Here is a 24,501-nt window from a genome sequence, read left to right as displayed (position 1 = left end):
GAGATCGGCTTTGGCGCATTGAGGGTTGACCCTTCGGTCAAATGCCAATACGAACCGACATCCCTGCTGGGAATCATTCCAGGCGGGCAATTTTTGTTGTCCACCTGACTACCTCGATACATGCTGGACCCTCGCGCCCTGTGCCGATGGTTGAGTGTTGTGAAAAAAGGTTCTGGAGTTACGGAACCGCAACCAAAAGGAAAGTGACACGTGGCACGTATTGCCGGCGTTAACATCCCGACTTCCAAACGGGTCCCAATCGCCCTCACCTACATCACGGGCATCGGCCCGTCCTCTGCCAAAGCGATCTGCGAGGCCGTGAACATCGACGAAACCCGTCGTGTGAACGAACTCTCCGATGCAGAAGTTCTGGCCATCCGCGAACATATCGACGCAACCTTCACCGTTGAAGGTGACCTGCGTCGCGAAGTGCAGATGAACATCAAGCGCCTGATGGATCTCGGCTGCTACCGTGGCCTGCGCCACCGTCGCAACCTGCCGGTCCGTGGTCAGCGCACCCACACCAACGCTCGTACTCGCAAAGGCCCCGCAAAGGCCATTGCTGGTAAGAAGAAGTAAGGGAGGGTCCTGACAGATGGCACGTGATAAAACCCGCACGAAGCGTAAAGAGCGCAAGAACATCGCCACCGGCGTTGCACATGTGAACTCTTCGTTCAACAACACCAAGATCCTGATCTCTGACGTTCAGGGCAATGCGATCTCCTGGTCCTCCGCAGGCACCATGGGCTTCAAGGGCTCCCGTAAGTCCACGCCCTATGCTGCGCAGATGGCTGCAGAAGACGCAGGCCGCAAGGCACAGGATCACGGCGTAAAGACCCTCGAGGTCGAAGTTCAAGGCCCCGGTTCGGGTCGTGAATCCGCCCTGCGCGCGCTGGCCGCGGTTGGCTTCAACATCACCAACATTCGTGATGTGACCCCGACTGCCCACAACGGCTGCCGCCCACCGAAGCGCCGCCGCGTCTAAGCGACAGTAAACTCACTGGGGCCTTGCCGCATGCAGGGCCCCAGTACGTCATTAGAAACCTCGGGCGTCTGATCCTTTGGACATGGGGTTCAGACAGGAATGGAGGGAACGCATGATCCATAAGAATTGGGCCGAATTGATCAAGCCCACACAGCTTGAGGTCAAGCCGGGCAATGATCCGGCACGCCAGGCGACTCTCGTGGCGGAACCGCTGGAGCGTGGCTTTGGCCTGACGCTCGGCAACGCGCTGCGCCGTATTTTGATGAGCTCGCTGCAAGGTGCGGCCATCACTTCCGTTCAGATCGACAACGTGCTGCACGAGTTTTCCTCCGTGGCCGGTGTGCGTGAAGACGTCACAGACATCATCCTGAACCTCAAGCAGGTTTCCCTGCGCATGGAAGTCGAAGGGCCCAAGCGCCTGTCGATCAATGCCAAAGGTCCGGCAGTCGTCACCGCAGGCGACATTGCCGAAACCGCTGGCATCGAGGTTCTGAACCGCGAGCATGTCATCTGCCACCTTGACGATGGTGCGGATCTGTTCATGGAACTGACCGTCAACACCGGCAAAGGCTATGTCTCTGCCGATAAGAACAAGCCCGAGGACGCGCCGATCGGTCTGATCCCGATCGATGCAATCTATTCCCCGGTCAAGAAGGTCTCCTACGACGTGCAGCCCACCCGTGAGGGCCAGGTGCTGGACTATGACAAGCTGACCCTCAAAGTTGACACCGACGGCTCCATCACGCCCGAGGATGCGCTGGCTTTCGCAGCCCGCATCCTGCAGGACCAGCTGTCGATCTTCGTGAACTTTGACGAGCCGGAATCCGCAGGCCGTCAGGACGAGGACGATGGTCTCGAGTTCAACCCGCTTCTGCTGAAGAAAGTGGACGAGCTGGAACTGTCCGTGCGTTCGGCAAACTGCCTGAAGAACGACAACATCGTCTATATCGGCGATCTGATCCAGAAGACCGAAGCCGAGATGCTCCGCACCCCGAACTTCGGCCGTAAGTCCTTGAACGAGATCAAGGAAGTGCTGTCTGGCATGGGTCTGCACCTCGGTATGGATGTCGAGGACTGGCCGCCGGACAACATCGAAGAGCTGGCCAAGAAATTCGAAGACAGCTTCTGAGGCTGACTTCGACAGGGGAGGGCCTAGGTCCTCCCCAATGAATTCCCGGACCTGCCGGGGAAAATTCGGGCCTTCCGCCCCAAGGTGAGCAGCCGACACGCATCAGCTGCCTGACAAAGCAAAACGCAAGATAAGGATTTAGAAAATGCGTCACGCACGTGGTTATCGCCGCCTGAACCGTACTCACGAGCACCGTAAGGCCCTGTTCTCCAACATGGCCGGCTCGCTGATCGAACACGAACAGATCAAGACAACCCTGCCCAAGGCAAAAGAACTGCGCCCGATCATCGAAAAGATGATCACGCTGGCGAAACGTGGTGATGTCCACGCCCGCCGTCAGGCCGCGTCCAAGCTGAAGCAGGACAAAGACGTCGCGAAACTGTTCGACGTTCTGGGCCCGCGCTACAAGGATCGCCAGGGCGGTTACGTCCGCATCCTGAAAGCCGGTTTCCGTTATGGTGACATGGCGCCGATGGCGATCATCGAATTCGTCGACCGCGACACTGCCGCCAAAGGTGCTGCCGACAAGGCGCGTCTGGCAGAGTTCGAAACCGCAGACGAAGAATAATATCTCGCGGTCAAGCGACCGTCAGACTTTACCCCGTCCTGGAAACAGGGCGGGGTTTTTGCTTGCGTACTGATGCCGCGCTGATCGGCCAGGCCGATGCCGGGTCAAGCCCGCGCGTCTCTGTGCCGATGAGAGCCTAGTTCTGGTCGGGAGCTTACTCCGTGACCTTCTTCACGAATTGGCTTTTCAGCCCCATCTGTCCGATGCCCGGAACCTTGCAGTCGATGTCGTGGTCGCCATCGACCAATCTGATGCCCCGCACCTTGGTGCCGACCTTCACGACGGTCGAGGACCCTTTGAGCTTCAGGTCCTTGATCACCGTCACCGTATCCCCATCGGACAGGATATTGCCCACGCTGTCGCGCACGGTTGCGGTGTCATCGCCTCCCTCGGCTGATGCGGACCATTCATGGCCGCATTCGGGGCAATTCAGCAGCGCATCCACCTGATAGGTATAGGTGGAGGAACATTCGGGGCAGGGGGGGAGTGTATCGCTCATGGGGCTCACTTCAGGAAAGGAATAGGATGCAGGGTGGCGGCGTAGGTTCTGTCGCCCAGACGAATGCCAAGGCCGGTGGCCGCTTCCGCCAGATCACTGCGAATCAACGCGTGACCAATGGTCGTGCCGACGCGCGGAGAGTAGGCAAACTCGGCCACATGTCCCACCTGCTCGTCGCCTTGCCACAGCGGGATGGGCTGTCCGGACAGCGGGGGGCGATCGGCGATCAACAGGCCGACCCTCTGGCGGGCAGGAGGATCCGCCGCCATCCGCTGCAACGCGGCACGACCAACAAAGTCATGGCCGCCCTGCAGGTCGATGAGCGGTCCAAAGCCCATCTCAAACGGGCTGGCGTGAAAATCCTGCCAGCGCATGTCGGCGCCATAGGAGATCAGGCCGGTTTCCAGACGCTCGATATCGTTTGGGGCGCCGGGGCCGATATCAAACGGCGCGCCAGCCGCCTTGACCCGATCCCAGAGCTCCACGCCCCGCGATCCGTCCTGCAAGTAAAGCTCGAACCCACCCTGTTTCGACCAGCCGGAGCGCGCGAGAACCAGCGGAATGCCGTCCAGTTCGGTTTGCCGGAAGCCGAAATAGCGCAGGTCCCGCACCCAGTCGCCAAAGAGCGCGGCGGTGACCTCCTCCGCTTTGGGGCCCTGAATGGCCAGAGGCGAGACATCCGGTTCGCTGACCTCGACGCTCCAGCCGCGTTCACGCCCGATGGCGGCGGCCCAGAGGTGAATGTCGCTGTCTGCCACCGAGAGCCAGTAGCAGTCGTCCGAAAGCTTCAGTAGCACAGGGTCATTGATCAGCCAGCCCGCATGGTCACAGAGCGGCACATAGCGTCCCTGACCCACCTTGGTTTTGGACAAGTCGCGCGGGGTCAGATATTGCGCCAGTCGCCCCGCGTCCGGCCCCTGCAGCTGCACTTGTCGTTGTGCCGCGACGTCCCACATGGCCACGCCGTTGATCAACCTGTCATATTCCCCATCCGGATCGCCGAAATTGCCCGGGATATACATGTGGTTGTAGACCGAAAACCCACGCACGCCGTCGCGCACGGTGGCGTCGAAATAGGCGGATTTGCGGATGTTCGGTCCAATGTTGATCGAAAATGACATGGAAGCCCCCGGTGACGACAGGAAATGTTGCTCCTGCATTCCACCGGGGCCTGCCAAGCGCAAGGGGTTTCGACGCGGTCTCAGACCTCGCGCGGGTCGTCGAGGTACATGCGCCAGTTGTGCTTCGGCGCAAATCCAAGCATTTCACGGGCCTTTTTGATTGAATAAAAGGTCTCACGCGGGCCCATGTCGCGGGCCGGAACGCCCTGATAATAGCGCGCGATCAGCTCTGTCGTCGGCCAGTTGACCGAGTGATCGGGATTGGCGACGTTGAAGATCTGATAGCCCAGACCGTCGGTCTCCAGACAGCACTGCACCATCTGGCCGAGGTCACGGGCGTCGATATAGGCAAAGATATTGCGTCGCCGCAAATCGGGGTCCGCCATATAGGCTGGAAAGTTCGCCTTGTACTCGTGCGGTTCGATCACATTGTTGATCCTGAGCCCGTAGATGTCTGCGCCCGTGCGCCGTTGGAAGCATTGCGCGGTGACCTCACCTGCGACCTTGGACATGGCATAGGAATCCTCCGGCACCACGGGGTGCTCCTCGTCGATGGGCAGATATTCCGGCTTGCGCTCGCCGCCCGCGAAGCAGACGCCATAGGTGGTCTCGGAGGACGCAAAGATCACCTTGCGCACGCCCGCCTTCAACGCCGCATCGATCACATTGTAGGTGCCGATGGTGTTGATCCGATAGCATTCGTTGTCTGATTTCATCAGCAGGCGCGGTACGGCGGCGAAATGCACCACCGCGTCAAAGGGGGGCGGGCTGCGGTGGTCGTCCATTTCGTCATATCCGGCCCAGGCGTGCATCACGTCATGCATCTGGCCCGCGTCGGTCATATCGGCGATGCGATTGTCGACGCCGGGCAGGTCCAGTGGCGTGAGATCGACGTTGACCACCCGATGCCCCTGGGCCAGCAGGTATGCGATGGCGTGGCGCCCGGCCTTGCCGGACCCTCCGGTGAACAGAATGCGCATGAAAATCCTCCTCGTTTGTCGTGCAGGATAGCGGTAACGGGCGCCGCGTCCAGCGCCGGTAGGTTTACTGGCTGTTTCTGGCAGGCGGGCTGACGGTAACGGGATGACGCGCCGGATGGCGATCGGGTTGCCGGGGGAGGGGAGATGTTTTTCCGGGTGACAGATGTGCGAATCTCCGCTAGCGTCCGCCCCATGACCCAACAGTTCGCCCAGTTCTGGTATTACTTTTATCCGCGCCACATGGCGGACGGAGGGTCTTCGCGTTTCTGAATTGAACTGACAGAAACACCAGAATACCGCACCAAACCGCCCCGGGACCAAGGGCGGTTTTTTGTTGTCCAGAGGTCCGACAGGGGCACCCGCCAAAGGATCCACGCCCATGACCACCCTGTCCCAGACACCCACCAATGACCTCCGGATTACAGATATGCAGGAATTGATCTGCCCCGAAGCCCTCGCGGTGAAGCATCCGCTCACCGATGCTGCGCGCGACACCGTTTTGAAATCCCGCGCCAGCATTCAAAAGATCCTGCATGGCGCGGATGACCGGCTGGTCGTGGTGGTCGGCCCCTGTTCCATCCACGACCCAGAGGCCGCACTGGACTACGCCCGCCGCCTCGCCCCATTGCGCGCCGAGCTGGGCGACCAGCTTGAGATCGTGATGCGGGTCTACTTCGAGAAACCCCGCACCATCGCGGGCTGGAAGGGTCTGATCAACGATCCCAACCTCGATGGCTCCTTCCGCATCAACAAGGGGCTGTCGACCGCGCGCAAACTCTGCCTCGACCTGAGCGAGATGGGCCTGCCTGTGGGGACCGAATTCCTCGATGCCTCGGTACCGCAATACATCAGCGACCTGGTGAGCTGGGCCGCAATCGGGGCGCGCACCACCGAGAGCCAGATCCACCGCGAGATGGCCTCGGGCCTAAGCTGCCCGGTGGGGTTCAAGAACGGCACCCGCGGCAATGTGCAGATCGCCATCGACGCGGTGCGCTCTGCCGCAACACCGCATCATTTCATGGCGCTGGCGCCCTCAGGCCTCGCGGCGATTGCGGCCACTGCGGGCAACCCCGATTGCCACATCATCCTGCGCGGGGGCGGTGGCACCAACTATGACGCGGCCAGCATCGATGCCGCCTGCCAGAAGGCCGACGCAGACGGTATTCGCCCGCAGGTGATGATCGACGCAAGCCATGCCAACTCCGCCAAGGACCCGGCCAAACAGCCCGAGGTGCTCACGGATGTGGCCGATCAGATGGCGCAGGGCGAAACCCGCATCACCGGTATCATGATCGAAAGCCACCTTGTGCATGGCCGTCAGGATCTGCCCAAGGACGGGGATCTGTCGAAACTCACCTACGGCCAGTCGGTGACTGATGGTTGCATTGGCTGGGAGGAAACGGAAATCCAGCTGCGCAAACTGGCGAAAGCGGTGGACACCCGTCGCACCCGCGGCGCGCGCCTCGCAGGATAACCGCGCAGGGGGCGGCGACGCACCGCCCCCTGCTCGTTCTGCCAACCACACATGCTTGCAATCACCCGCGCGCCTCCGCATATCATCGGGACCAGAGTAAATTGTTCGGAGGCCCCATGGTCCGCAGTCTTGCCCTTCCCCTGACCCTCGCACTTGTGACCAGCCTGCCGCTTGCGGCGCAGGCCGAAACACAAGTGCCGCAGAGCCAGGCCGAAATCTCGCTGGGTTTTGCACCATTGGTCAAAGAGGCCGCGCCAGCGGTGGTGAACATCTACGCCAAGATCATCCGTCAGGACCGCGCCCGCAGCCCCTTTGCGGATGATCCGTTCTTTGATGATTTCTTCCGCCAGTTTGCCCAGCCCCGCCCAAGGGTGCAGAACTCGCTGGGGTCCGGCGTGATCCTGTCCGATGATGGCATCGTGGTCTCGAACTATCACGTGGTCGGAGAGGCGTCCGATATTCGCGTGGTGACCAATGACCGGCGGGAGTATCAGGCGGAGGTGATCCTTGCCGATCAGGCGTCGGATTTGGCGATCCTGCAACTTAAGGACGCGGAAGGGCTGCCCTCCCTGGGTCTGCGCGACAGTGACGAGGTCGAGGTGGGCGAGCTGACACTGGCCATCGGCAACCCCTTTGGGGTCGGGCAGACGGTGTCGTCAGGCATTATCTCGGGCCTTGCGCGGACGGGCACCGGCGGAGGGCAGGGGTTTGGCTACTACATCCAGACCGATGCGCCGATCAATCCGGGCAACTCCGGCGGTGCGTTGATTGACGTGAATGGTGACCTCATTGGCATCAACACCCGGATCCTCAGCCGCTCTGGCGGGTCGAACGGCATTGGCTTTGCCATTCCCGCCAATCTGGTACGTGAGTTCGTACGCCAAGCGCGTGAAGGCGAAGGCGAATTTCAGCGCCCCTGGGCGGGGATGACAGGCCAGCCTGTGGATTCCGATCTGGCCGAGGCGCTGGGTCTGGGCCAGGTGGATGGCATGCTGATCTCCGAGTTGCATCCACAAAGCCCCTTTGTCGAGGCGGGCTTTGAGGTCGGCGATGTGGTGCTGGAGGTCGATGGTGAGCCGGTGAACTCCCCCTCGGAGATGGCCTTTCGCCTGTCAGTCGCAGAGCTGGGAGGCACCAGCGCTGTGACGCGGGTGCATCAGGGCGAAACAGAAACCGTTGAGGTCGCCTTGATGGAGGCGCCCAACTCTCCGGCCGCCGATCCGATCACGCTGAACGAGCAAACCCCTATGCCGGGGCTGGTGGTGGGGCAGGTGAACCCGCAGGTGATCACGAAGATGCAGCTGCCGCTGTCGACCGAAGGGGTGGTGGTGATGGACCCCGGCCCCTATGCGGGGCGCGGCGGCGTGCGCGCGGGGGACTTGTTGCTGGCCATCAATGGCGAGGAGATCGCCGCGCCTGAGGATGTGGCGAACCTCTTGATGAATAGTGGCCGCTGGATGCGACTGGATCTGATGCGACAGGGCCAGCGCGTGTCGCTGCGGTTCCGGCTTTAAAGCGATGGCGGATCTGTTTGACAGCGGGGATGCGGGCGCTCAGAGCGAGCAGGGCGGGCCCAATGACGCTCCGCGCCCGCTCGCGGACCGGTTGCGGCCCCGCACGCTTGCCGAGGTGATCGGTCAGGAGCAGGTGCTGGGCGAAGAGGCTCCGCTGGGTGTGATGCTGTCCTCCGGCAGCCTGTCGTCGCTGATCTTCTGGGGGCCGCCGGGGGTGGGCAAGACCACCATCGCACGGCTGTTGGCGCAGGAAACCGACCTGCATTTTGTGCAGATTTCGGCTATTTTTACCGGCGTGCCGGATCTGAAGAAAGTGTTCGAGGCCGCCAAGATTCGCCGTCAGAACGGGCAGGGCACGCTGTTGTTCGTCGACGAGATCCACCGTTTCAACAAGGCGCAGCAGGACGGGTTCCTGCCGTATATGGAGGATGGCACCATCCTTCTGGTCGGGGCCACCACGGAAAACCCGAGTTTTGAGTTGAATGCCGCGGTTCTGTCCCGTTCGCAGGTGCTGGTGCTGGAACGTCTGAGCCTTGCGGATCTGGAGCGGCTCACCCAGCGCGCGGAGCAGGCGCTGGAGCGCCGCTTGCCGCTTCTGCCTGAGGCGCGCGACGCGCTGCATCAGATGGCCGATGGCGACGGGCGGGCGCTCTTGAACCTGATCGAGCAGATCGCGGCCTGGAAGGTGGAGCAGCCTCTGGGGCGAGAGGCCCTGGCGACGCGGCTGATGCGGCGGGCGGCGAAATACGACAAATCCGGCGATGAGCATTACAACCTCATCTCGGCGCTGCATAAATCCGTGCGCGGCTCCGACCCGGATGCAGCGCTGTATTGGTTTGCGCGGATGCTGGAGGGTGGCGAAGACCCCAAGTATCTCGCCCGGCGTCTGACCCGGATGGCGGTGGAGGATATTGCGCTTGCCGACCCGCAGGCGCAGGCGATCTGCCTTCAGGCCTGGGAGACGTATGAGCGGCTTGGCTCGCCCGAGGGCGAGTTGGCGCTGGCGCAGGCGGTGATCTACCTCGCGCTCGCGCCCAAGACCAACGCGGGCTACATGGCCTACAAGGCGGCGCGACGTCTGGCCAAGGAGACGGGGTCCGAGCCGCCGCCCAAACATATCCTCAATGCACCGACCAAGCTGATGGAACAGCAGGGCTATGGCAAAGGCTATGACTATGACCACAACGCTGAGGATGGGTTCTCGGGGCAGAATTACTTTCCTGACGGGGTGAAGCGGCCTGTGCTGTATCAGCCGGTGGAACGCGGGTTTGAGCGCGAGCTGCGCAAGCGCACGGAGTTCTTTGCCAAGAAGCGCATCCAGCGGCAGGGAGAGTAATTCAGGCTTTGCGGGCAAAACCTGAAGGCCTCCGGCGGGGATATTTCGCTCAGAAGCGGAAAGGCTCAGGCGGTAACCCGCACCCATGTGCCCATGCCTGCGGCGTGATGCGACAGCATATGGCAGTGAAACAGCCAGTCGCCCGGATTATGGGCTTGAAAAGCGATCTCGCGGGTTTCGCGCCGCAGCATCAGGAGCGTGTCGCGCAACGGGCCGAGCGTACCATCCGGCAGGACTTCGGCGAAATGCATGCCGTGCAGATGCATGGCGTGCGGGAATTGGGTGTCGTTCACCATGCGGATGCGGATGGTCTCGCCCAAGCGTGCCGTCACCAGCGGTTCGATAGGGCGGCCGGCGGAGCCGTTGAAGGACCAGAATTGGCCGAGTTTGGCGAGTTCTTCGCCCGAGAGGTCTTCGCCTTTGAAGCTGGCGCTTTGCAGCCACGCCATCGCGCCGCCCTCGGTGATCAGATCGACGCTGCGGGCAGATTTCAGGTCGATGGGGAAGTCGGGGTTCGGCGGTAGCGCATCGGGCGTGGCACGGCGCGTGCGGGTGCCTGCGGAGACCGGAAAACGGGCCAGCTCGTAGCCACCATCACGTTCGAACTGCACGAGAAAGGCCTCTTCTCCCGCCGCGGCGGTCACGTCGACAAGCAGATCAATGCGCTGGGCCGGGGCGAGGACAAGCTGGTCCGGCAGCGGTTCCGGTGTGGCCAGCGGCATGCCGTCATAGGCCATCACCCAGCCCTCAAGCCCCTGTAGCCCGAGGGTGAAGATACGCGCATTGGCACTGTTGATCAGACGCAGACGCAGCCGGTCGCCGGATTTGACGGGGTGGTCCGCCACCATCTTGCCATTGCACAAAAGCACATTGCCCATCCGCCCCGCATGCGACAGGTCGTGCGGGGCGTTGAACCCCGCGTCCACTGCGGCATCGGACGTGACGCGCAGATCGTCGATCACGAGCGGCAGGTCCTGATCCACATCCGGGGTGTCCGGTTCCTCGACGATCAACACGCCCTGAAGGCCGCGTTCGACCTGTTCCACCGATTGCGCATGGGAGTGATACCAGTAGCTCCCCGCATCAGGCAGGGCGAAGTCATAGGTGAAGGTCTCATTCGGTTGGATCGGGTCTTGGGTGACGCCTGGCACCCCGTCCATGGCGTTCTCGATGCGGATGCCGTGCCAGTGCAGGCTGGTGGCTTGCGGCAGGCGGTTCTCCACCTCGGCGATCAGTCGCGCCCCCTGTTTTAGCCGCAGTGTCTCGCCGGGCATGGAGCCGTTGACGCACCACAGATCGGTGGCCGGATAGGTGGCGGGGGCGATCTGCTGTGTGGCGGGCGCAAGCGTCAGGCGGCGGGGGCTGGCGGCGCTTGCCACGCTGGGCAGGGCGGGGAGGGCCGAGAGGGCGGCAATCTGGGAGAGGACCTGGCGGCGGCTAAGGGGCATGGCGTTTGTCTTTCGTTGCTGTTGCCCGACCCTAGCCGGGGGACTTGGTCGCACAAGTCCTCCACCCACTGGAAGCTTGCGCGATTGTGATCGACTACTGCGCGATCTAGCGCGGTCCGTCCCGCGCTCTGCCCTGCACCCGGTGCAGAGCGGCCATGGGGCAGCAAAACTTGACATCCCGCGCGCTCCGCGCGAAGGGAGCGTGCATGTTGTTGAACGTAATGAATGTGGCGCTTGGAGGCGCGATCGGCGCGACCTGCCGCTATCTGGCAGGATTGGGCGTCATGCGCCTGATGGGGCCGACTCCGTTTCCGCTGGGCGTGCTGGGGGTGAACATCCTCGGCTCCGGCCTGATGGGCGTCTTCGTGGTGCTGGCGGCACACAAGGGGCTGACACCGATGGCGCCCTTCGTGATGACCGGCGTGCTGGGCGGGTTCACCACATTCTCGGCCTTCTCACTGGAGGCCGTCACCTTGATCGAGCGTGGGGCCATCGGGCATGCCGCGCTTTATATTGGCCTCTCCGTAGGCCTGTCCATTGCAGCCCTTGCCCTTGGCATGATGGCGGCCAGAGGAGTGCTGACATGAGCGGCGTGCAGATGATCACCGTCACCGAAGACGACGGCGGCCAGCGGATCGACCGCTGGCTGCGGCGTCTTTTCCCCCATGTAAACCAGGGCCGCATCGAGAAGATGTGCCGCAAGGGCGAGCTCCGCGTCGACGGAGGCCGGGTCAAGGCCTCCTCGCGCGTGGAGACCGGGCAAGTGGTGCGTATCCCGCCGCTGGCCGACAGCGACATGAAACCGGCGGAACCGCGCGCGGTGCAGGTTTCCGAAGCAGATGCCAAGATGATCCGCAGCTGCGTTGTCTACAAGGACGACGATGTGCTGGTGATCAACAAGCCAGCGGGGCTGGCGGTGCAGGGCGGCTCCGGCACCACCAAACACGTTGACGGCCTGTCCGAGGCGCTGCGCTTTGACGCTGAAGAAAAGCCGCGGCTGGTGCACCGGCTGGACAAGGATACCTCCGGCCTGCTGGCGCTGGCGCGCAATCGCAAGGCGGCGCAGGGCCTGACAGCGGCCTTCCGGCACAAGAACACCCGCAAGATCTACTGGGCGCTGGTCGCAGGTGTTCCCACACCTTACCTCGGTGAGATCAAGACCGGGCTGGTCAAAGCCCCCGGTCATGGCAAATCCGGCGAAGGCGAGAAGATGATCCCGGTCGAGACGCGCGACATCGATTCGACGCCGGGCGCCAAGCGGGCGCATACCTTCTATGCCACGCTCTACCGGGTGGCGAGCCGCGCCAGCTGGATCGCGATGGAGCCGGTCACCGGGCGCACGCACCAGCTGCGTGCGCATATGGCGGGCATGGGGCATCCGATCATTGGGGATGGCAAATACGGCGGTTCCGGTCAGGAAAACCTCGGCGACGGCTGGGGCGCGCAGATTGGCGGGCTGATCTCGAAGAAACTGCACCTGCACGCACGCCGCTTGCAGTTCGCACACCCGGTGACGGGCAAAGTAGTGACCGTGACCGCCGCGCTGCCGGATCATATGAAAGAGAGCTGGGACACCTTTGGCTGGACCGAAGATCTGGCCGCCGACGATCCCTTTGAGGCGTTGTTTTGAGCGGAGCCACCACCGGGCCCTTGCGGCTGATCCTGTTTGATGTGGATGGCACCCTGGTGGACAGCCAGGGCACCATCGTCGCCTGCATGACGGAGGCCTTTGTGGCCGAGGGGCTGGAGCCACCGCAGCGCGCGGCGATCTTGTCCATCGTGGGCCTGTCGCTACCGCAGGCGCTTGCGCAGCTGGCGGCCGCGCAGACCGTCCCGGTTCAGGAGGCCTTGGTCGCCGGGTACAAACGCGCCTATCAGGCGGCGCGGCTGCGCGAGGGGGCGGCGCATTCGCCGCTTTATCCCGGGGCGCGGGCCGCATTGGATACGCTGCATGCGGTGCCGGAGTATCTGCTGGGGGTGGCCACCGGTAAATCCCAGCGCGGGCTGGATGCGCTGATCGAAGGGCATGATCTGACGATGTTCGTGACCCGTCAGGTGGCCGATCATCACCCGTCAAAGCCGCATCCCTCAATGATCCTGACCGCCATGTCGGAGACCGGAATTCCACCGGCGGATACGGTGATGATTGGCGACACCACATTTGACATGGAAATGGGCCGCGCCGCCGGGGTGACGACCATTGGCGTCGACTGGGGCTACCATGCGGCTGCGCATCTGCGCGCCGATCACATGCTGTCGGATTTCGGCGCGCTGCCGGATCTGTTGCGCCGGATCTGGCCGGACTGACGCTGTTGCGACAGCGCCCGAGACGAAGAAGGACTGACCTAGATGAGTGAATGGAAACAGAAGCGATTCTGGAAAGAGGTGAGCGTCGAGGACGACGACGCAGGCTTTGCCGTGGCGCTGGACGGGCGACGCGTGAAAACACCGGCAAAAACCGCGCTGTTGGTGCCGACGCGGGCGCTGGCTGAGGCGATTGCCGCCGAGTGGGACGCGCAGGACGAACAGATCGACCCGCTGTCGATGCCTTACACACGGTCGGCCAATGCGGCGATCGACAAGGTGGCAGTACAGTTCGCCGAGGTTGCGGACATGCTGGCGGAATACGGCGACAGTGACTTGCTGTGCTATCGCGCCGAAAGCCCCGAGGGGCTGGTGCAGCGCCAGAGCGAATCCTGGGACGCGGCACTGGACTGGGCCGAGGCTGCGCTGGGCGCACGTCTGTTGCCGCGTGCCGGCATCCTGCATGCGCCACAAGACGGGGCTGCGTTGGAGGTCCTGCGCGGGCGGGTGCATCAAATGACGCCGTTCCAGCTGGCGGCGTTTCATGATCTGGTCGGGCTGACCGGCTCGCTGGTGCTGGGGTTTGCCACGGCCGAAGCCTGGCGACCACTGGATGAGATCTGGGAGATTTCCCGCATCGACGAGCGCTGGCAGGAAGAGCTGTGGGGCGAAGACGAAGAAGCCCAGGCGATGGAAGCGCAGAAGAAACAGGCGTTTGAACATGCGGCGGCCTTCTACGGGCGGGTCTGATTCCGCGCCACGTCTCTTGCGTCTGTCGGACCAATCGGCGGACCGACTGCTGGCGTGAGTAGTCCGCGTGCCTCATGCGAATATCGGCCAGTGTGAGTCGGGAAACCGGCCAACCCCTGCGCAATAATACTGCGGCGTCCAAGGCGGGCGCCGCATGTTATTTTTGCGACATGCAGAATCGCAAAGCCGATGCCACAAAAATACCAAACCCACGTCGATCTAGGTGAACTGCCCATTGAATTTGGTGATCCTGCACTTGACGTACGTTGATGAATCCGCCCAAACTCGACCTCGAAAACGGGGTGAAGCCCGTTTCAAACAGCCCGCACCGTGACGGGGTGGGTGATAAAGAACCACCAACTCAGGTGGATATTCAGGAAGAGGTAACTATGAACAATTCCGTATTCTTTGGCGCGCTAACCGTGGCCGGTCTTGCAGCTGGTGCTGCAGCTGCTGGCACGCTGGATGACGTCAAAGCACGCGATCAGCTGAACTGTGGGGTTTCAACCGGTCTGGTCGGCTTCTCCGCTCCGAACGCCAACGGCGAGTGGGAAGGCTTTGACATCGCAGTCTGCCGCGCCGTCGCAGCAGCCGTTCTCGGAGATCCGAACAAGGTCGAGTACGTGCCGACCACTGGTAAAACCCGCTTTACCGCGCTGGCCTCCGGCGAGATCGACATGCTGGCCCGCAACACCACCTGGACGTTCTCTCGTGACGTCGACCTGAAGTTCGAATTTGCCGGCGTGAACTACTACGACGGCCAGGGCTTCATGATTCCGAAGGAACTGGGTGTGTCCTCCGCCAAGGAGCTCGACTTTGCCACGGTCTGCATCCAGACCGGCACCACGACCGAGCTGAACCTCGCGGACTTTTTCCGTGCCAACAACATCACCTATGAACCCGTTCCGATCGAGACCAACGCAGAAGCGCGTCAGCAGTACCTCGCGAACGCCTGTGACGTTTACACCACGGACGCGTCCGGCCTGGCCGCAACACGTGCCACGTTCGACGATCCGGGCAACCACGTGATTCTGCCGGAGATCATCTCCAAAGAGCCGCTTGGTCCGCTTGTCCGTCATGGTGACAACGAGTGGGGCGACGTCGTGCGCTGGACCCTGAACGCGCTGGTTGGCGCCGAAGAGCTGGGCATCACCTCCGCCAACTTGGCTGAAAAAGCTGCTGGCACCGAAAACCCGGAAATCAACCGTCTGCTTGGTACCGAAGGCAACCTGGGCGAGATGCTCGGTCTGGACGCCGACTGGGCGCAGAACGCTCTGTCCGCTGGTGGCAACTACGGTGAGATCTTCGCCAAGAACATCGGTGAGGACACGCCGGTCGGTCTGGCCCGTGGTCTGAACGCTCAGTGGACCGATGGCGGCCTGCTCTACGCACCGCCGTTCCGCTAAGTTACGCAACCGGAAAGGGCGCGGGGAGATCCTCGCGCCCTTCTTCCCAGTAAAATAACGAAATCTGCGACCAGTCACAGAGCGAGGGAAAACCTTGCCGGGAGGATTGGAACTGCAGGCCTCGGGGATCCCTACATATGTCGACTTTGTCTGACCCGCCGAAACAGAGTTTTCGGTTGTCGATGCTGATTTACGATACCCGCTATCGTTCGGCGACCATTCAGGTGGTTGCGATGATCGGGTTTCTCATCCTCGTTGGATGGGTGATCAGCAATACCGTTCAAAACCTTACAGATCTGGGCAAAGAGCCTAGCTTCAGTTTCCTGTCAGAGCCCGCCGGCTATGACATCAACCAGCGTCTTCTGGACTATGACAACCAGGACAGCCACATGCGGGCCGCCCTGATCGGTCTGCTGAACACGCTGCTCGTTGCCTTTCTCGGCTGTATCACCGCGACCGTTCTTGGTGTGATCATTGGCGTGCTGCGCCTGTCCTCGAACTGGCTCGTCGCACGGCTGATGACTGTCTATGTGGAGATGTTCCGCAACGTGCCGGTCCTGCTCTGGATTGTCTTCATCATGGCGATCATGATCGAGACCCTGCCGGCCCCAAGCGCGTTCAGGGGAGACAACTCTGATGCGGCCATGCATGTTATGGACAGCGTGGCGCTGACCAATCGCGGCGTCTATGTGCCCGAACCGCTGTTCCACAACTCGCTGGGCAATGTCTCGGTGTTTGGTGATGCCGCCGTTCGTTTCGATATCTCGCTTGATCTCATAGCGTTTCTGATCGTGTTGGGTGGCAGCCTCTTTGTGTCCACGAAGATCCGTCAATGGGCCGATGCAAAGCAGGAGTCCACCGGGTTGCGTCCAACCATATGGCACATCCGTGCCGCGGTTGTTCTGCTGCCCTCTGTGCTGCTGCTGTTGGTCTTGGGTTTCCATCTTGGCTATCCGGAGCTGAAGGGCTTCAACTTCCAAGGCGGCACCCATATGCGCAACTCGCTGATTGCGCTGTGGCTGGCCTTGTCGCTCTACACGGCAGCCTTCATTGCCGAGATCGTGCGCTCTGGTATCCTTGCGATCTCCCAGGGGCAAACAGAGGCGGCTGCGGCCCTTGGCCTACGTCCCAAGCGGATCATGAACCTCGTGATCCTGCCGCAGGCGCTGCGGGTCATCATTCCGCCGCTGATCTCCAACTATCTGAACTTGACCAAGAACTCCTCGCTGGCGATTGCCGTTGGCTACATGGATTTGACCGGTACATTGATGGGGATCACCATGAACCAGACCGGACGGGAGTTGGAAACCGTCATGCTTGGTATGCTCGTCTATCTGACGATCAGCCTGCTGATCTCCAGCTTCATGAACTGGTACAACAATCGCGTTAAACTGGTGGAGCGGTAATATGAGTGACATTTCTTTCGTACGCACTGAGATGCTGCCGCAGAAGGATCCGCCAGCCAGTGCTGTCGGTGTGGTGGGCTGGATGCGCGCCAATCTGTTCTCCGGTTGGTTCAATTCGATCCTGACACTGGTTGCGTTGTACTTCGTGATCCAACTCTTGATGGGGCTGTTTCATTGGGCTTGGGTGCCGACATGGTCGGCGGCCTCGCTGCCCGAATGCCGCGATATCTTTGAGCAGCTGGGACGGACCGGGCACAATGCCGGGGCGTGCTGGGGCGTGATCGCCGAGCGCTGGCCGCAGTTGCTGTTCGGCTTCTATCCAAACGGAACGGAAGAGGGGACAGTGGATCAACGCTGGCGTCCGATTCTGGCCTTTGTGTTGCTGGCCGTGGCGCTGGCCCCGATCCTCTACTCGGACCGGGTTTCGGGCAAGCTGATCTATTTCTCGGGCGCCTATCCTTTCATCATGCCATGGCTGCTGTGGGGCGGCACGATCTGGACGCCAGTTGCGGTTGCTCTGGGGTTCGTGGTGGGCTTTGTGGTCTACAAGTGGCTCCTCAAGAGCACTTCGGAGTTGATCGCGCTGATCGTCGGTGTCGTATCGGCGGTGCTTTGGTGGATGTTTGCCGCGTCATTGCTGTCTTCGGGGCTTGCCTCGATCATGCCGCTCGCGTTGGAACCGGTGCAATCGCGTGCCTTTGGCGGCTTCATGCTGTCGATTACCATCGGGGTGGTGGCCATTGGCCTGTCGCTGCCGATCGGGATCGTGTTGGCACTGGGCCGGCAATCGGATCTGCTGATCGTCAAGACGCTTTGCGTGTGCTTCATCGAGTTCATCCGCGGCGTGCCGCTGATCACGCTTCTGTTTGTGGCCTCGACGCTGTTGAACATCTTCATGCCGCCGGGCACCAACTTCGACATCATCATGCGCGTGTTCATCATGGTGACGCTGTTTGCCTCCGCCTATATGGCCGAGGTGATCCGGGGTGGTCTCGCCGCTCTGCCGACGGGTCAGTATGAGGGCGCCGACAGTCTCGGTCTCAACTACTGGCAGGCGCAGCGTCTGATCATCATGCCGCAGGCACTGAAGATCTCGATCCCGGGCATCGTTTCTACCTTCATCGGCGTGTTCAAGGACACCACCCTTGTGTCGGTCATCGGTCTCTTCGACCCGCTGAACCTCACCAACGCCATTCGTGCTGACGCCGATTGGAACGGCCTCGTGTGGGAGCTTTACGGCTTTATCGCGTTCCTGTTCTTCGTCTTCTGCTTCGGCATGTCCCGTTATTCCATGTATCTGGAGCGCAAACTCCAGACTGGCCACCGATAAGGAGTTCAACAGATGTCTGAACTTGCTCTCGACCGTCAAATCGATCGCTCCAAGATGAAAGTCTCGGATGAGGTCGCAATCCAGATCTCCGATATGAACAAGTGGTACGGGTCTTTCCATGTGCTGCGCGATATCAACCTGACGGTAAATCAGGGTGAACGTATCGTAATTGCCGGGCCTTCGGGCTCTGGCAAGTCCACCCTGATCCGCTGCCTGAACGCTCTTGAGGAGCACCAGGCGGGGAATATTCTGGTGGATGGGACGGAACTGTCGAATGACCTCAAGAATATCGACAAGATCCGCTCCGAGGTTGGCATGGTGTTTCAGCACTTCAACCTGTTTCCGCATCTGACGATCCTGGAAAACTGCACGCTGGCGCCGATCTGGGTGCGCAAAACGCCCAAGAAAGAAGCCGAGGAGCGCGCGATGCATTTCCTCGAGAAGGTGAAGATTCCAGAGCAGGCCGACAAATACCCCGGCCAGCTTTCGGGCGGACAGCAGCAGCGTGTGGCGATCGCGCGCAGCCTGTGCATGATGCCGCGCATCATGCTGTTCGATGAGCCGACTTCGGCGCTGGATCCGGAGATGATCAAAGAGGTGCTCGACACCATGATCGAGCTGGCCGAAGAAGGTATGACCATGCTCTGCGTGACCCATGAGATGGGCTTTGCCCGTCAGGTGGCGAACCGTGTGATCTTTATGGATGCCGGGCAGATCGTGGAACAGAACGAGCCGGAAGAGTTCTTCAACAACCCGCAGAGCGAACGTACCAAGTTGTTCCTCAGTCAGATCCTCGGTCACTGAGGACCTGCTTTTGCTGCTGAATTGAGAAAAGGCCGGGCATTGCCCGGCCTTTTCACTTGTCTGGTGATGGCAAGGGGGCGCTGCCCCCTTGTCGGCCCCTGCGGGTCCGATCCCCCGAGATATTTTTGAAAAGCTGAAAGATAGGCCAAGCGCGCGCCCAAGAGTGGCACGGAAATGCGCAATGGCGCGGAAGCGGGCAGCACCACATGGATGCCACCCGCCTGCCGCCCTTGAGCCCGTTAGCAGCGTCGACGCATTACAATCTCTGGGTGGCCGAAGAAGTCGTTGAGCCGTTCCTCTTCCGCCTCAAATCCATACGCCGTATAAAAACCGCGGGCGGCGTGATTTGCGGAAAAAACGCACAGGCTTAGCTGTGCGCGGGATTGTGCGGCGTGGTTCAGCAGGGCACGGCCAAGGCCCTTGCCTTGGTGCGCTGGAAGCACAAAGAGCCCACCGACCTCCGTGCCGAGCAGGGCGATGAAGCCGACCGCAGTGCCGTTGGCTTCGATCATCCATGTTTCTGCAAGGTCGAGGAATTGGTCGCGGATCATGGCTTCTGCCTGATCCGTGTGTTCGGTGCTCAGAAACGGGTGAGCGATTGCGCTTGCGCTGCGCCAGATGTGGAGGACTGTCGGTTTGTCCGACGATGTGTAGGGTCTGATCATTGTCAGGGATATCCCGTCGTAGACCGCGCTGAGGCGGCGAATGAATTGAGTGTGAGAAGCGCACATTAACAGGAGCGGCCTAGGCAGCGACCGCTTGTGTGTGTTTAAAAGTGCGTCAGCGGCGCCGCAGCGCCCACATCAACGGGACATCAAATCTCCTGTTTCGATGTGCGATAGATTACGCGCGGGCAGGGGGGGGCGCAATCACTATTCGCCCAGAAGTTCGCGGGGCACCACGAAATCGAGCACCCTACCGGATGCGGTTTGCAGCTGATCCCAGGAGGCGATCTCGAACTGCACCATCAGTGTGGCGCCGGTCGGATAGTCCTCAAAGCGGGAATGAGCGGGCGGGTGTTTCACGATGTCATGGGCGAACTGCATCAGGCCGGGATTGTGACCGAGCAGTAGCACATTAGGTTTCGAGGCCTCGCGCAGGACGTCGAGAATGATCTGGGCGCTGGCGTGGTAGAGACGCTCGGTGAAGGTCGCAGGGGCGGGGAGTTCCATCAGCTCATAGGTTTCACGGGTGCGCTGTGCAGAGGATGACAGGACCTGTTGCGGCTGCACGCTCTGTTGGTGCAACCAATTGCCCAGGGCGCCGGCAGAGCGACGGCCCCGTTTGTTGAGAGGTCGTGCATGGTCGCTTGGTGCGTCGGTGTTCCACGCGGATTTGGCATGGCGGGTCAGAAACAAGGTGCAGGTCATGGGCGATGAAAATATCTCATGTGGTGGGTATTTTGCGCTGTTGGGCGCCCGGCACCGGCACTGAGCGGGCAGGCCCGGCGCGCAATGCAGCCCGATGCCATGCACTCCGCTCCCTGCGGCGTATCAAGGTGGTCGTGACAGGCTGCCAGCTTGTAGGGGCCGGCGTCAACCAGTGCGTGTGCCGGGCATGTAGCAAGGCAAGGGCGGGCGACACAGGTTTCACAGGGCGAGCGCGTGTGCCGGGGCGTCGGGAGGGCAAATATCTCGTCAAAGTGAAGCGCTCCTCGATAGGAAATCAGCATGCCGACCTCATCATGCACCAGCATTTGCGACGGGGATGTGAAAGCACGACCGGAGGCCAGCGCCCAGGCGACGAACGGCGCGTAAGGCGGCTCACCGAAGGGAAAATATACAGTGATCGCCTGCAGCTGCTCTGCCAGGGCGGTCAGCACGCGGGTGGAATAGCGATCAATGGGGTCGGGGGACGTGTCGGTGCCTTCGGGCGCAGCGCAAAACTTGTCCCAAAAGGTGCTGGCTGTACCGATCAGAAGCAGCGTTCCATTGGCAACTCCGGGCACCGGCACACGCTCTGGGTGAATGCCACCATAGATCATCAGGCCACGCCGGCGAAGCACAGCCAGGATGCGGTGGTAGCGATCTGTCGCGGCGGAATGTTCTGGTGGCGGGACATCAGTCATACCCCCAGCAGACGCGGAATTGGCCGCCCGTGGCAAGCGCGCAAACGACAGTCGGCCTGTCGTCTTTAACACTGGCAATTTTAGTTGCGGATCATGGATCCGGCGCCATGGTCGGTGAACAGTTCCAGCAGAACCGCGTTTGGCACCCGGCCATCAACGATGGTGCAGGCCCGCACGCCACCGCGTACCGCGGCCAGCGCGGTTTCGGTCTTGGGGATCATCCCACCGGCGATCACGCCCTCGGCGGTCATGGCATCCACATCCGCGGCCGTGAGCTCTGTCACAACAACGCCATCCGAGTTCTTGACCCCGGCGACATCCGTCAGCAGCAACAGCCGGTCGGCGCGCAGCGCGGCGGCCACGGCCCCGGCGGCGGTATCGCCGTTGATGTTGAACGTGCCGCCCTCGGCGCCGGAACCGATCGGGGCGATGACGGGGATGAACTCTTTCTCGAACAGGTTCTTCAGCATGTCGGCGTTCACCTCCGACGGGGTGCCGACGAAGCCAAGCGCGGGGTCGGTCGGCTCGCAGGTGATGAGATTGGCATCCTTGCCCGACAGGCCGATACCCTTGCCGCCCTGCGCATTGATCGCCTGCACAATGCGCTTGTTGACCATGCCGGACAGGACCATTTCGACCACTTCCATGGTGGCGGCATCGGTCACACGCTTGCCGTTGACGAATTCGGAGCGGATCTGCAGCTTGTCCAGCATCGCGTTGATCATGGGGCCGCCGCCATGCACGACAACCGGGTTCACCCCGACCTGACGCAGCAGGACCACATCGCGGGCAAAGCTCTCCATGCCCTCGTCGCTGCCCATGGCGTGACCGCCGAGTTTGATCACCACGATGGCGTCGTCATAGCGCTGCAGATAGGGCAGGGCGCTCGAGAGGGTTTCGGCAGTGGCAATCCAGTCGCGGTTCATGTCTTGGGTCTTCATCGCTGTCAGGTCCTGATGCCCCGGACTGTGCCGGGGTGGGGTGTTACAAGGGTGTTACGCATTTCCGCAGCATCTGCCAAGGATGATCTGGCACGGGATGGTCTACGCGGCATTGCCGTCACGGGTGCGGGTGCTAGTGTCGAGGGCATTGAGTCACCCGCGAAAGGATCCGCGCCATGCGTCGCAAAACCCTGCTTTTGACCGGCGCAAGCCGCGGTATCGGCCATGCCACCGTGCGCCGGTTCAACGCCGAGGGCTGGCGGGTCATCACCTGTTCGCGCCAGCCGTTTCCAAAGGAATGTCCCTGGGGCGGCGGCGAGGAAAACCATGTGCAGCTGGATCTGTCGGACCCTTCGGATACCATCAACGCCGTTGGGGTGATCCAGGAACGGCTTGAGGGCGGCAAGCTTGATGCGCTGGTGAACAATGCCGGCGTCTCACCCAAGGGGCCGGAGGGGGAGCGGCTGAGCACGCTCAACACCGATCTGATGGATTGGGCCAAGGTGTTTCACGTCAACTTCTTTGCCTCGGTCGTGCTGGCGCGCGGCCTGAAGGAGGAACTGGCAGCGGCGAAGGGATCGGTGGTCAACGTAACCTCGATCGCTGGCAGCCGGGTTCATCCCTTTGCGGGTGCGGCCTACGCCACCTCAAAGGCGGCGCTGGCGGCGCTGACGCGGGAGATGGCGCATGACTTCGGTCCGCTTGGGGTGCGGGTGAACGCGATCGCGCCGGGCGAGGTGGAGACCTCCATCCTCAGCCCCGGCACCGACAAGATCGTCGAGCAGTTACCGATGCGCCGTCTGGGGCAGCCGTCGGAGGTGGCGGATGCGATCTATTTCCTCTGTTCGGAACACAGCAGCTATATCTCCGGCACCGAGATCGAAGTGAACGGTGCGCAGCACGTCTGACGCGGCCTTTATTGGCGGGCCGCTGAAGGTCCATCGTGTGGGAGATCCCTCCGCAGCGGTGAGACTGCGGAGGGCAAACCGTCAGCTGACCACGCGCTTCAGGCGGGGCAGGTTCGACAGGATCAACACATCCAGTGCAAGCACCGCCAGCAGCGTCAGACCCACCAGCGGGAAGGCCAGTGAGGCAAAGAGCCCGATCAGGACTGCCCCTTTCCAGAACGGCAGATCCTGCGGTACCGGCGGCGCTGCAAGGCGACCGGCGCGCGTGGGGCGGCGTTTTAGCCACATGACCACGCCTGAGACACAAACAAAGATCACTGACAGGCAGAACACGGTGTTCAGCACAATATTCCACAGACCCATGTCGCCTTCGTGGAAGGCGATGCCCACGGCCATGGACTTGCCCGCCAGCGAATAGTCGGAGAATTGGACATCGGCGAGGATCTTGCCGGTGAACTGGTCGACATGCACGGTACGGTCACAGGTCGGGCAGGCGCTGTCGTTGCTCATGCTGTCCTGGTTGAGAGTGAAAACACCGGCGTCATCGCGCGGGAACACGATGCGGAAACGGCCCTGATAGCCAAGCGCGCGGCCAAGCGCGTAGATGCTGTCTGCCGTGGCCACGGTGCCTTCGGGCAGGCCTGTGATCCCAGCGTCTGATCCGGATTCGGGCATCGGAGTTTGCTCCAGCGCCCAAGGTACGTCCTTCATGGCGCCATGGTTCATGTGACCGGCATGGGTGTTGTCCGACAGGGGCACCGCGTCCCATTTCTGCGCGGGAAAGGTCGACCAGGCCTGCACGAACCGCTCGCCCCAGATGCCCGCCCAAGACAGACCAGAGACAAGAAACACCACCAATATCAGCGAGATATAGACGCCGATCACCGCATGCAGGCTCTTCCACAGGGCGCGGCCCTTCGCGGCAAGCCGGGGAACAAAGGCAGAGGTCCAGTCCCCACGCGGCCACCAGAGGTAGAGGCCAGTCAGCACCAGCACGATGGCCAGACCGGCCGCGATTTCGATCAGCCGGTCACCTGTGTCGCCGATCAGCAGGGTGCCATGGATGTCGGATAGGAAATCATACCACCCGGCGCGGCGATCCCAGCTTTCCACGACCTCGGTCGTGTAGGGATCGACGGCGACCATGCGGTTGCCGCCTTCCACGGCGACCCGCACGACGGCGGCGCGGTCGTCGGCCTTCGGGCCGATCCACTCAATCAGTGTGGCGCCGGGAATGGCATCCACTGCAGCTTGGGTTTGCAGCTCGATGGGCTGCACGGTCTCGCCGACAGGCACGGCGACATACTCGCCGTCACGCCCGTCAAAGACCGAGATATACATCATGCCGAGGCCGGTGAGCGCCAGCATGATGAGGAAGGGGATCACGTAGAGGCCAGCGTAGAAGTGCCAGCGCCATGCGGCGAAATAGAATTTTTGCGACAGGTTCGGGGCGGCAGGACGGCTGTCCATGCCTGCGGTTTGGCTCAGTGCCATTGAGAGAGATCTCCATACCAAAAAGGGGCCGGGCCC

Annotated in this window: 25 protein-coding genes; 16 read left to right on the top strand and 9 right to left on the bottom strand. The window is 61.8% G+C overall.

The window, feature by feature from the left end; translation table 11 throughout:
* Positions 1-210 precede the first annotated feature (210 nt).
* The 4 genes from rpsM (at position 211) to rplQ (ending at position 2,682) form a co-directional block, all read left to right on the top strand.
* Positions 211-579, top strand: coding sequence for a 30S ribosomal protein S13 (gene rpsM, locus CLV89_RS18895; RefSeq protein ID WP_106165216.1), 369 nt, complete (start codon positions 211-213; stop codon positions 577-579).
* 16 nt (positions 580-595) lie between these two features.
* Positions 596-985: a 30S ribosomal protein S11 gene (gene rpsK / locus CLV89_RS18890; protein ID WP_106165215.1), complete on the top strand. Its 390-nt coding sequence runs from the start codon at positions 596-598 to the stop codon at positions 983-985.
* 112 nt (positions 986-1,097) lie between these two features.
* Entirely contained in the window at positions 1,098-2,114 is a 1,017-nt protein-coding gene (locus CLV89_RS18885) for a DNA-directed RNA polymerase subunit alpha (RefSeq protein WP_005621805.1), read from the top strand.
* A 145-nt stretch (positions 2,115-2,259) separates the two neighbouring features.
* Positions 2,260-2,682 carry a 50S ribosomal protein L17 gene (gene rplQ / locus CLV89_RS18880; protein ID WP_106165214.1) on the top strand — a complete coding sequence of 141 codons (423 nt, stop codon included), beginning with the start codon at positions 2,260-2,262 and terminating at the stop codon, positions 2,680-2,682.
* A 154-nt stretch (positions 2,683-2,836) separates the two neighbouring features.
* Here the strand turns inward: rplQ and CLV89_RS18875 are convergent, their stop codons facing one another.
* From CLV89_RS18875 to CLV89_RS18865, 3 genes are all read right to left on the bottom strand, one after another.
* The gene (locus CLV89_RS18875) at positions 2,837-3,181 is read right to left on the bottom strand and encodes a zinc ribbon domain-containing protein YjdM (protein WP_106165213.1); all 345 of its coding nucleotides are present in this window, start codon (positions 3,179-3,181) and stop codon (positions 2,837-2,839) included.
* 5 nt (positions 3,182-3,186) lie between these two features.
* On the bottom strand, positions 3,187-4,302 hold the full coding sequence (locus CLV89_RS18870; protein ID WP_106165212.1) for a glycine cleavage T C-terminal barrel domain-containing protein: 1,116 nt from the start codon (positions 4,300-4,302) through the stop codon (positions 3,187-3,189).
* A gap of 80 nt (positions 4,303-4,382) precedes the next feature.
* On the bottom strand, positions 4,383-5,282 hold the full coding sequence (locus CLV89_RS18865) for an NAD-dependent epimerase/dehydratase family protein (protein ID WP_106165211.1): 900 nt from the start codon (positions 5,280-5,282) through the stop codon (positions 4,383-4,385).
* 379 nt (positions 5,283-5,661) lie between these two features.
* Here CLV89_RS18865 and CLV89_RS18860 point away from each other — a divergent pair, with 379 nt between their 5' ends.
* From CLV89_RS18860 to CLV89_RS18850, 3 genes are all read left to right on the top strand, one after another.
* A complete protein-coding gene (locus CLV89_RS18860; protein WP_106165210.1) occupies positions 5,662-6,756 on the top strand; it encodes a 3-deoxy-7-phosphoheptulonate synthase in 1,095 nt (364 codons plus the stop codon).
* Positions 6,757-6,872: 116 nt separating this feature from the next.
* Entirely contained in the window at positions 6,873-8,270 is a 1,398-nt protein-coding gene (locus CLV89_RS18855) for a trypsin-like peptidase domain-containing protein (RefSeq protein ID WP_106165209.1), read from the top strand.
* Between the two features lie 4 nt (positions 8,271-8,274).
* Positions 8,275-9,606, top strand: coding sequence for a replication-associated recombination protein A (locus CLV89_RS18850; protein WP_106165208.1), 1,332 nt, complete (start codon positions 8,275-8,277; stop codon positions 9,604-9,606).
* A gap of 65 nt (positions 9,607-9,671) precedes the next feature.
* Here the strand turns inward: CLV89_RS18850 and CLV89_RS18845 are convergent, their stop codons facing one another.
* On the bottom strand, positions 9,672-11,054 hold the full coding sequence (locus tag CLV89_RS18845) for a multicopper oxidase family protein (protein ID WP_106165207.1): 1,383 nt from the start codon (positions 11,052-11,054) through the stop codon (positions 9,672-9,674).
* 206 nt (positions 11,055-11,260) lie between these two features.
* Between CLV89_RS18845 and crcB the strand changes: the two genes are divergently transcribed.
* From crcB to CLV89_RS18805, 8 genes are all read left to right on the top strand, one after another.
* Positions 11,261-11,641: a fluoride efflux transporter CrcB gene (crcB, locus tag CLV89_RS18840; protein ID WP_106165206.1), complete on the top strand. Its 381-nt coding sequence runs from the start codon at positions 11,261-11,263 to the stop codon at positions 11,639-11,641.
* Complete coding sequence (locus CLV89_RS18835; RefSeq protein ID WP_106165205.1) at positions 11,638-12,684, top strand: RluA family pseudouridine synthase; 1,047 nt, start codon at positions 11,638-11,640, stop codon at positions 12,682-12,684. Before crcB ends, CLV89_RS18835 begins: the two co-directional genes overlap by 4 nt.
* Positions 12,681-13,361 carry an HAD-IA family hydrolase gene (locus CLV89_RS18830; protein ID WP_106165204.1) on the top strand — a complete coding sequence of 227 codons (681 nt, stop codon included), beginning with the start codon at positions 12,681-12,683 and terminating at the stop codon, positions 13,359-13,361. Before CLV89_RS18835 ends, CLV89_RS18830 begins: the two co-directional genes overlap by 4 nt.
* A gap of 42 nt (positions 13,362-13,403) precedes the next feature.
* Complete coding sequence (locus tag CLV89_RS18825) at positions 13,404-14,108, top strand: ATP12 family chaperone protein (protein ID WP_106165203.1); 705 nt, start codon at positions 13,404-13,406, stop codon at positions 14,106-14,108.
* A gap of 389 nt (positions 14,109-14,497) precedes the next feature.
* Positions 14,498-15,514: an amino acid ABC transporter substrate-binding protein gene (locus tag CLV89_RS18820; protein WP_106165202.1), complete on the top strand. Its 1,017-nt coding sequence runs from the start codon at positions 14,498-14,500 to the stop codon at positions 15,512-15,514.
* A gap of 137 nt (positions 15,515-15,651) precedes the next feature.
* Positions 15,652-16,920, top strand: a complete 1,269-nt coding sequence (locus tag CLV89_RS18815; protein WP_106165201.1) for an amino acid ABC transporter permease — start codon at positions 15,652-15,654, stop codon at positions 16,918-16,920.
* A 1-nt stretch (position 16,921) separates the two neighbouring features.
* A complete protein-coding gene (locus CLV89_RS18810; RefSeq protein WP_106165200.1) occupies positions 16,922-18,250 on the top strand; it encodes an amino acid ABC transporter permease in 1,329 nt (442 codons plus the stop codon).
* A gap of 12 nt (positions 18,251-18,262) precedes the next feature.
* Entirely contained in the window at positions 18,263-19,054 is a 792-nt protein-coding gene (locus CLV89_RS18805) for an amino acid ABC transporter ATP-binding protein (protein ID WP_106165199.1), read from the top strand.
* A 239-nt stretch (positions 19,055-19,293) separates the two neighbouring features.
* On the opposite strand, the gene CLV89_RS18800 is transcribed toward CLV89_RS18805, so the two are convergent.
* The 4 genes from CLV89_RS18800 to argB form a co-directional block, all read right to left on the bottom strand.
* The gene (locus CLV89_RS18800) at positions 19,294-19,719 is read right to left on the bottom strand and encodes a GNAT family N-acetyltransferase (RefSeq protein ID WP_106165198.1); all 426 of its coding nucleotides are present in this window, start codon (positions 19,717-19,719) and stop codon (positions 19,294-19,296) included.
* A gap of 207 nt (positions 19,720-19,926) precedes the next feature.
* The gene (locus CLV89_RS18795; protein ID WP_106165197.1) at positions 19,927-20,424 is read right to left on the bottom strand and encodes a SixA phosphatase family protein; all 498 of its coding nucleotides are present in this window, start codon (positions 20,422-20,424) and stop codon (positions 19,927-19,929) included.
* Positions 20,421-21,122, bottom strand: a complete 702-nt coding sequence (locus CLV89_RS18790; RefSeq protein ID WP_106165196.1) for a ferredoxin — start codon at positions 21,120-21,122, stop codon at positions 20,421-20,423. The genes CLV89_RS18795 and CLV89_RS18790 overlap by 4 nt, the downstream gene beginning before the upstream one ends.
* 80 nt (positions 21,123-21,202) lie before the next feature.
* Positions 21,203-22,063 carry an acetylglutamate kinase gene (gene argB, locus CLV89_RS18785; RefSeq protein ID WP_106165195.1) on the bottom strand — a complete coding sequence of 287 codons (861 nt, stop codon included), beginning with the start codon at positions 22,061-22,063 and terminating at the stop codon, positions 21,203-21,205.
* Between the two features lie 176 nt (positions 22,064-22,239).
* Between argB and CLV89_RS18780 the strand changes: the two genes are divergently transcribed.
* A complete protein-coding gene (locus CLV89_RS18780) occupies positions 22,240-22,971 on the top strand; it encodes an SDR family NAD(P)-dependent oxidoreductase (protein WP_106165194.1) in 732 nt (243 codons plus the stop codon).
* An 81-nt stretch (positions 22,972-23,052) separates the two neighbouring features.
* Here the strand turns inward: CLV89_RS18780 and CLV89_RS18775 are convergent, their stop codons facing one another.
* Positions 23,053-24,465, bottom strand: coding sequence for a PepSY-associated TM helix domain-containing protein (locus CLV89_RS18775; RefSeq protein WP_106165193.1), 1,413 nt, complete (start codon positions 24,463-24,465; stop codon positions 23,053-23,055).
* Positions 24,466-24,501: the final 36 nt, after the last annotated feature.

The sequence above is a fragment of the Tritonibacter scottomollicae genome (assembly GCF_003003215.1).
Lineage (GTDB): Bacteria > Pseudomonadota > Alphaproteobacteria > Rhodobacterales > Rhodobacteraceae > Epibacterium > Epibacterium scottomollicae.
Note: the sequence above shows the minus strand (reverse complement) of the source record. Positions and strands in the feature narration are given on the sequence as shown.

What these genes read in the sequence shown, in the direction of transcription:
- rpsK (WP_106165215.1), top strand. Translation starts at nt 596, where the DNA reads ATGGCACGTGATAAAACCCGCACGAAGCGTAAAGAGCGCAAGAACATC.
- CLV89_RS18885 (WP_005621805.1), top strand. Translation starts at nt 1,098, where the DNA reads ATGATCCATAAGAATTGGGCCGAATTGATCAAGCCCACACAGCTTGAG.
- rplQ (WP_106165214.1), top strand. Translation starts at nt 2,260, where the DNA reads ATGCGTCACGCACGTGGTTATCGCCGCCTGAACCGTACTCACGAGCAC.
- CLV89_RS18875 (WP_106165213.1), bottom strand. Translation starts at nt 3,181, where the DNA reads ATGAGCGATACACTCCCCCCCTGCCCCGAATGTTCCTCCACCTATACC.
- CLV89_RS18870 (WP_106165212.1), bottom strand. Translation starts at nt 4,302, where the DNA reads ATGTCATTTTCGATCAACATTGGACCGAACATCCGCAAATCCGCCTAT.
- CLV89_RS18865 (WP_106165211.1), bottom strand. Translation starts at nt 5,282, where the DNA reads ATGCGCATTCTGTTCACCGGAGGGTCCGGCAAGGCCGGGCGCCACGCC.
- CLV89_RS18860 (WP_106165210.1), top strand. Translation starts at nt 5,662, where the DNA reads ATGACCACCCTGTCCCAGACACCCACCAATGACCTCCGGATTACAGAT.
- CLV89_RS18855 (WP_106165209.1), top strand. Translation starts at nt 6,873, where the DNA reads ATGGTCCGCAGTCTTGCCCTTCCCCTGACCCTCGCACTTGTGACCAGC.
- CLV89_RS18850 (WP_106165208.1), top strand. Translation starts at nt 8,275, where the DNA reads ATGGCGGATCTGTTTGACAGCGGGGATGCGGGCGCTCAGAGCGAGCAG.
- CLV89_RS18845 (WP_106165207.1), bottom strand. Translation starts at nt 11,054, where the DNA reads ATGCCCCTTAGCCGCCGCCAGGTCCTCTCCCAGATTGCCGCCCTCTCG.
- crcB (WP_106165206.1), top strand. Translation starts at nt 11,261, where the DNA reads ATGTTGTTGAACGTAATGAATGTGGCGCTTGGAGGCGCGATCGGCGCG.
- CLV89_RS18835 (WP_106165205.1), top strand. Translation starts at nt 11,638, where the DNA reads ATGAGCGGCGTGCAGATGATCACCGTCACCGAAGACGACGGCGGCCAG.
- CLV89_RS18825 (WP_106165203.1), top strand. Translation starts at nt 13,404, where the DNA reads ATGAGTGAATGGAAACAGAAGCGATTCTGGAAAGAGGTGAGCGTCGAG.
- CLV89_RS18820 (WP_106165202.1), top strand. Translation starts at nt 14,498, where the DNA reads ATGAACAATTCCGTATTCTTTGGCGCGCTAACCGTGGCCGGTCTTGCA.
- CLV89_RS18815 (WP_106165201.1), top strand. Translation starts at nt 15,652, where the DNA reads ATGTCGACTTTGTCTGACCCGCCGAAACAGAGTTTTCGGTTGTCGATG.
- CLV89_RS18810 (WP_106165200.1), top strand. Translation starts at nt 16,922, where the DNA reads ATGAGTGACATTTCTTTCGTACGCACTGAGATGCTGCCGCAGAAGGAT.
- CLV89_RS18805 (WP_106165199.1), top strand. Translation starts at nt 18,263, where the DNA reads ATGTCTGAACTTGCTCTCGACCGTCAAATCGATCGCTCCAAGATGAAA.
- CLV89_RS18800 (WP_106165198.1), bottom strand. Translation starts at nt 19,719, where the DNA reads ATGATCAGACCCTACACATCGTCGGACAAACCGACAGTCCTCCACATC.
- CLV89_RS18795 (WP_106165197.1), bottom strand. Translation starts at nt 20,424, where the DNA reads ATGACCTGCACCTTGTTTCTGACCCGCCATGCCAAATCCGCGTGGAAC.
- CLV89_RS18790 (WP_106165196.1), bottom strand. Translation starts at nt 21,122, where the DNA reads ATGACTGATGTCCCGCCACCAGAACATTCCGCCGCGACAGATCGCTAC.
- argB (WP_106165195.1), bottom strand. Translation starts at nt 22,063, where the DNA reads ATGAAGACCCAAGACATGAACCGCGACTGGATTGCCACTGCCGAAACC.
- CLV89_RS18780 (WP_106165194.1), top strand. Translation starts at nt 22,240, where the DNA reads ATGCGTCGCAAAACCCTGCTTTTGACCGGCGCAAGCCGCGGTATCGGC.
- CLV89_RS18775 (WP_106165193.1), bottom strand. Translation starts at nt 24,465, where the DNA reads ATGGCACTGAGCCAAACCGCAGGCATGGACAGCCGTCCTGCCGCCCCG.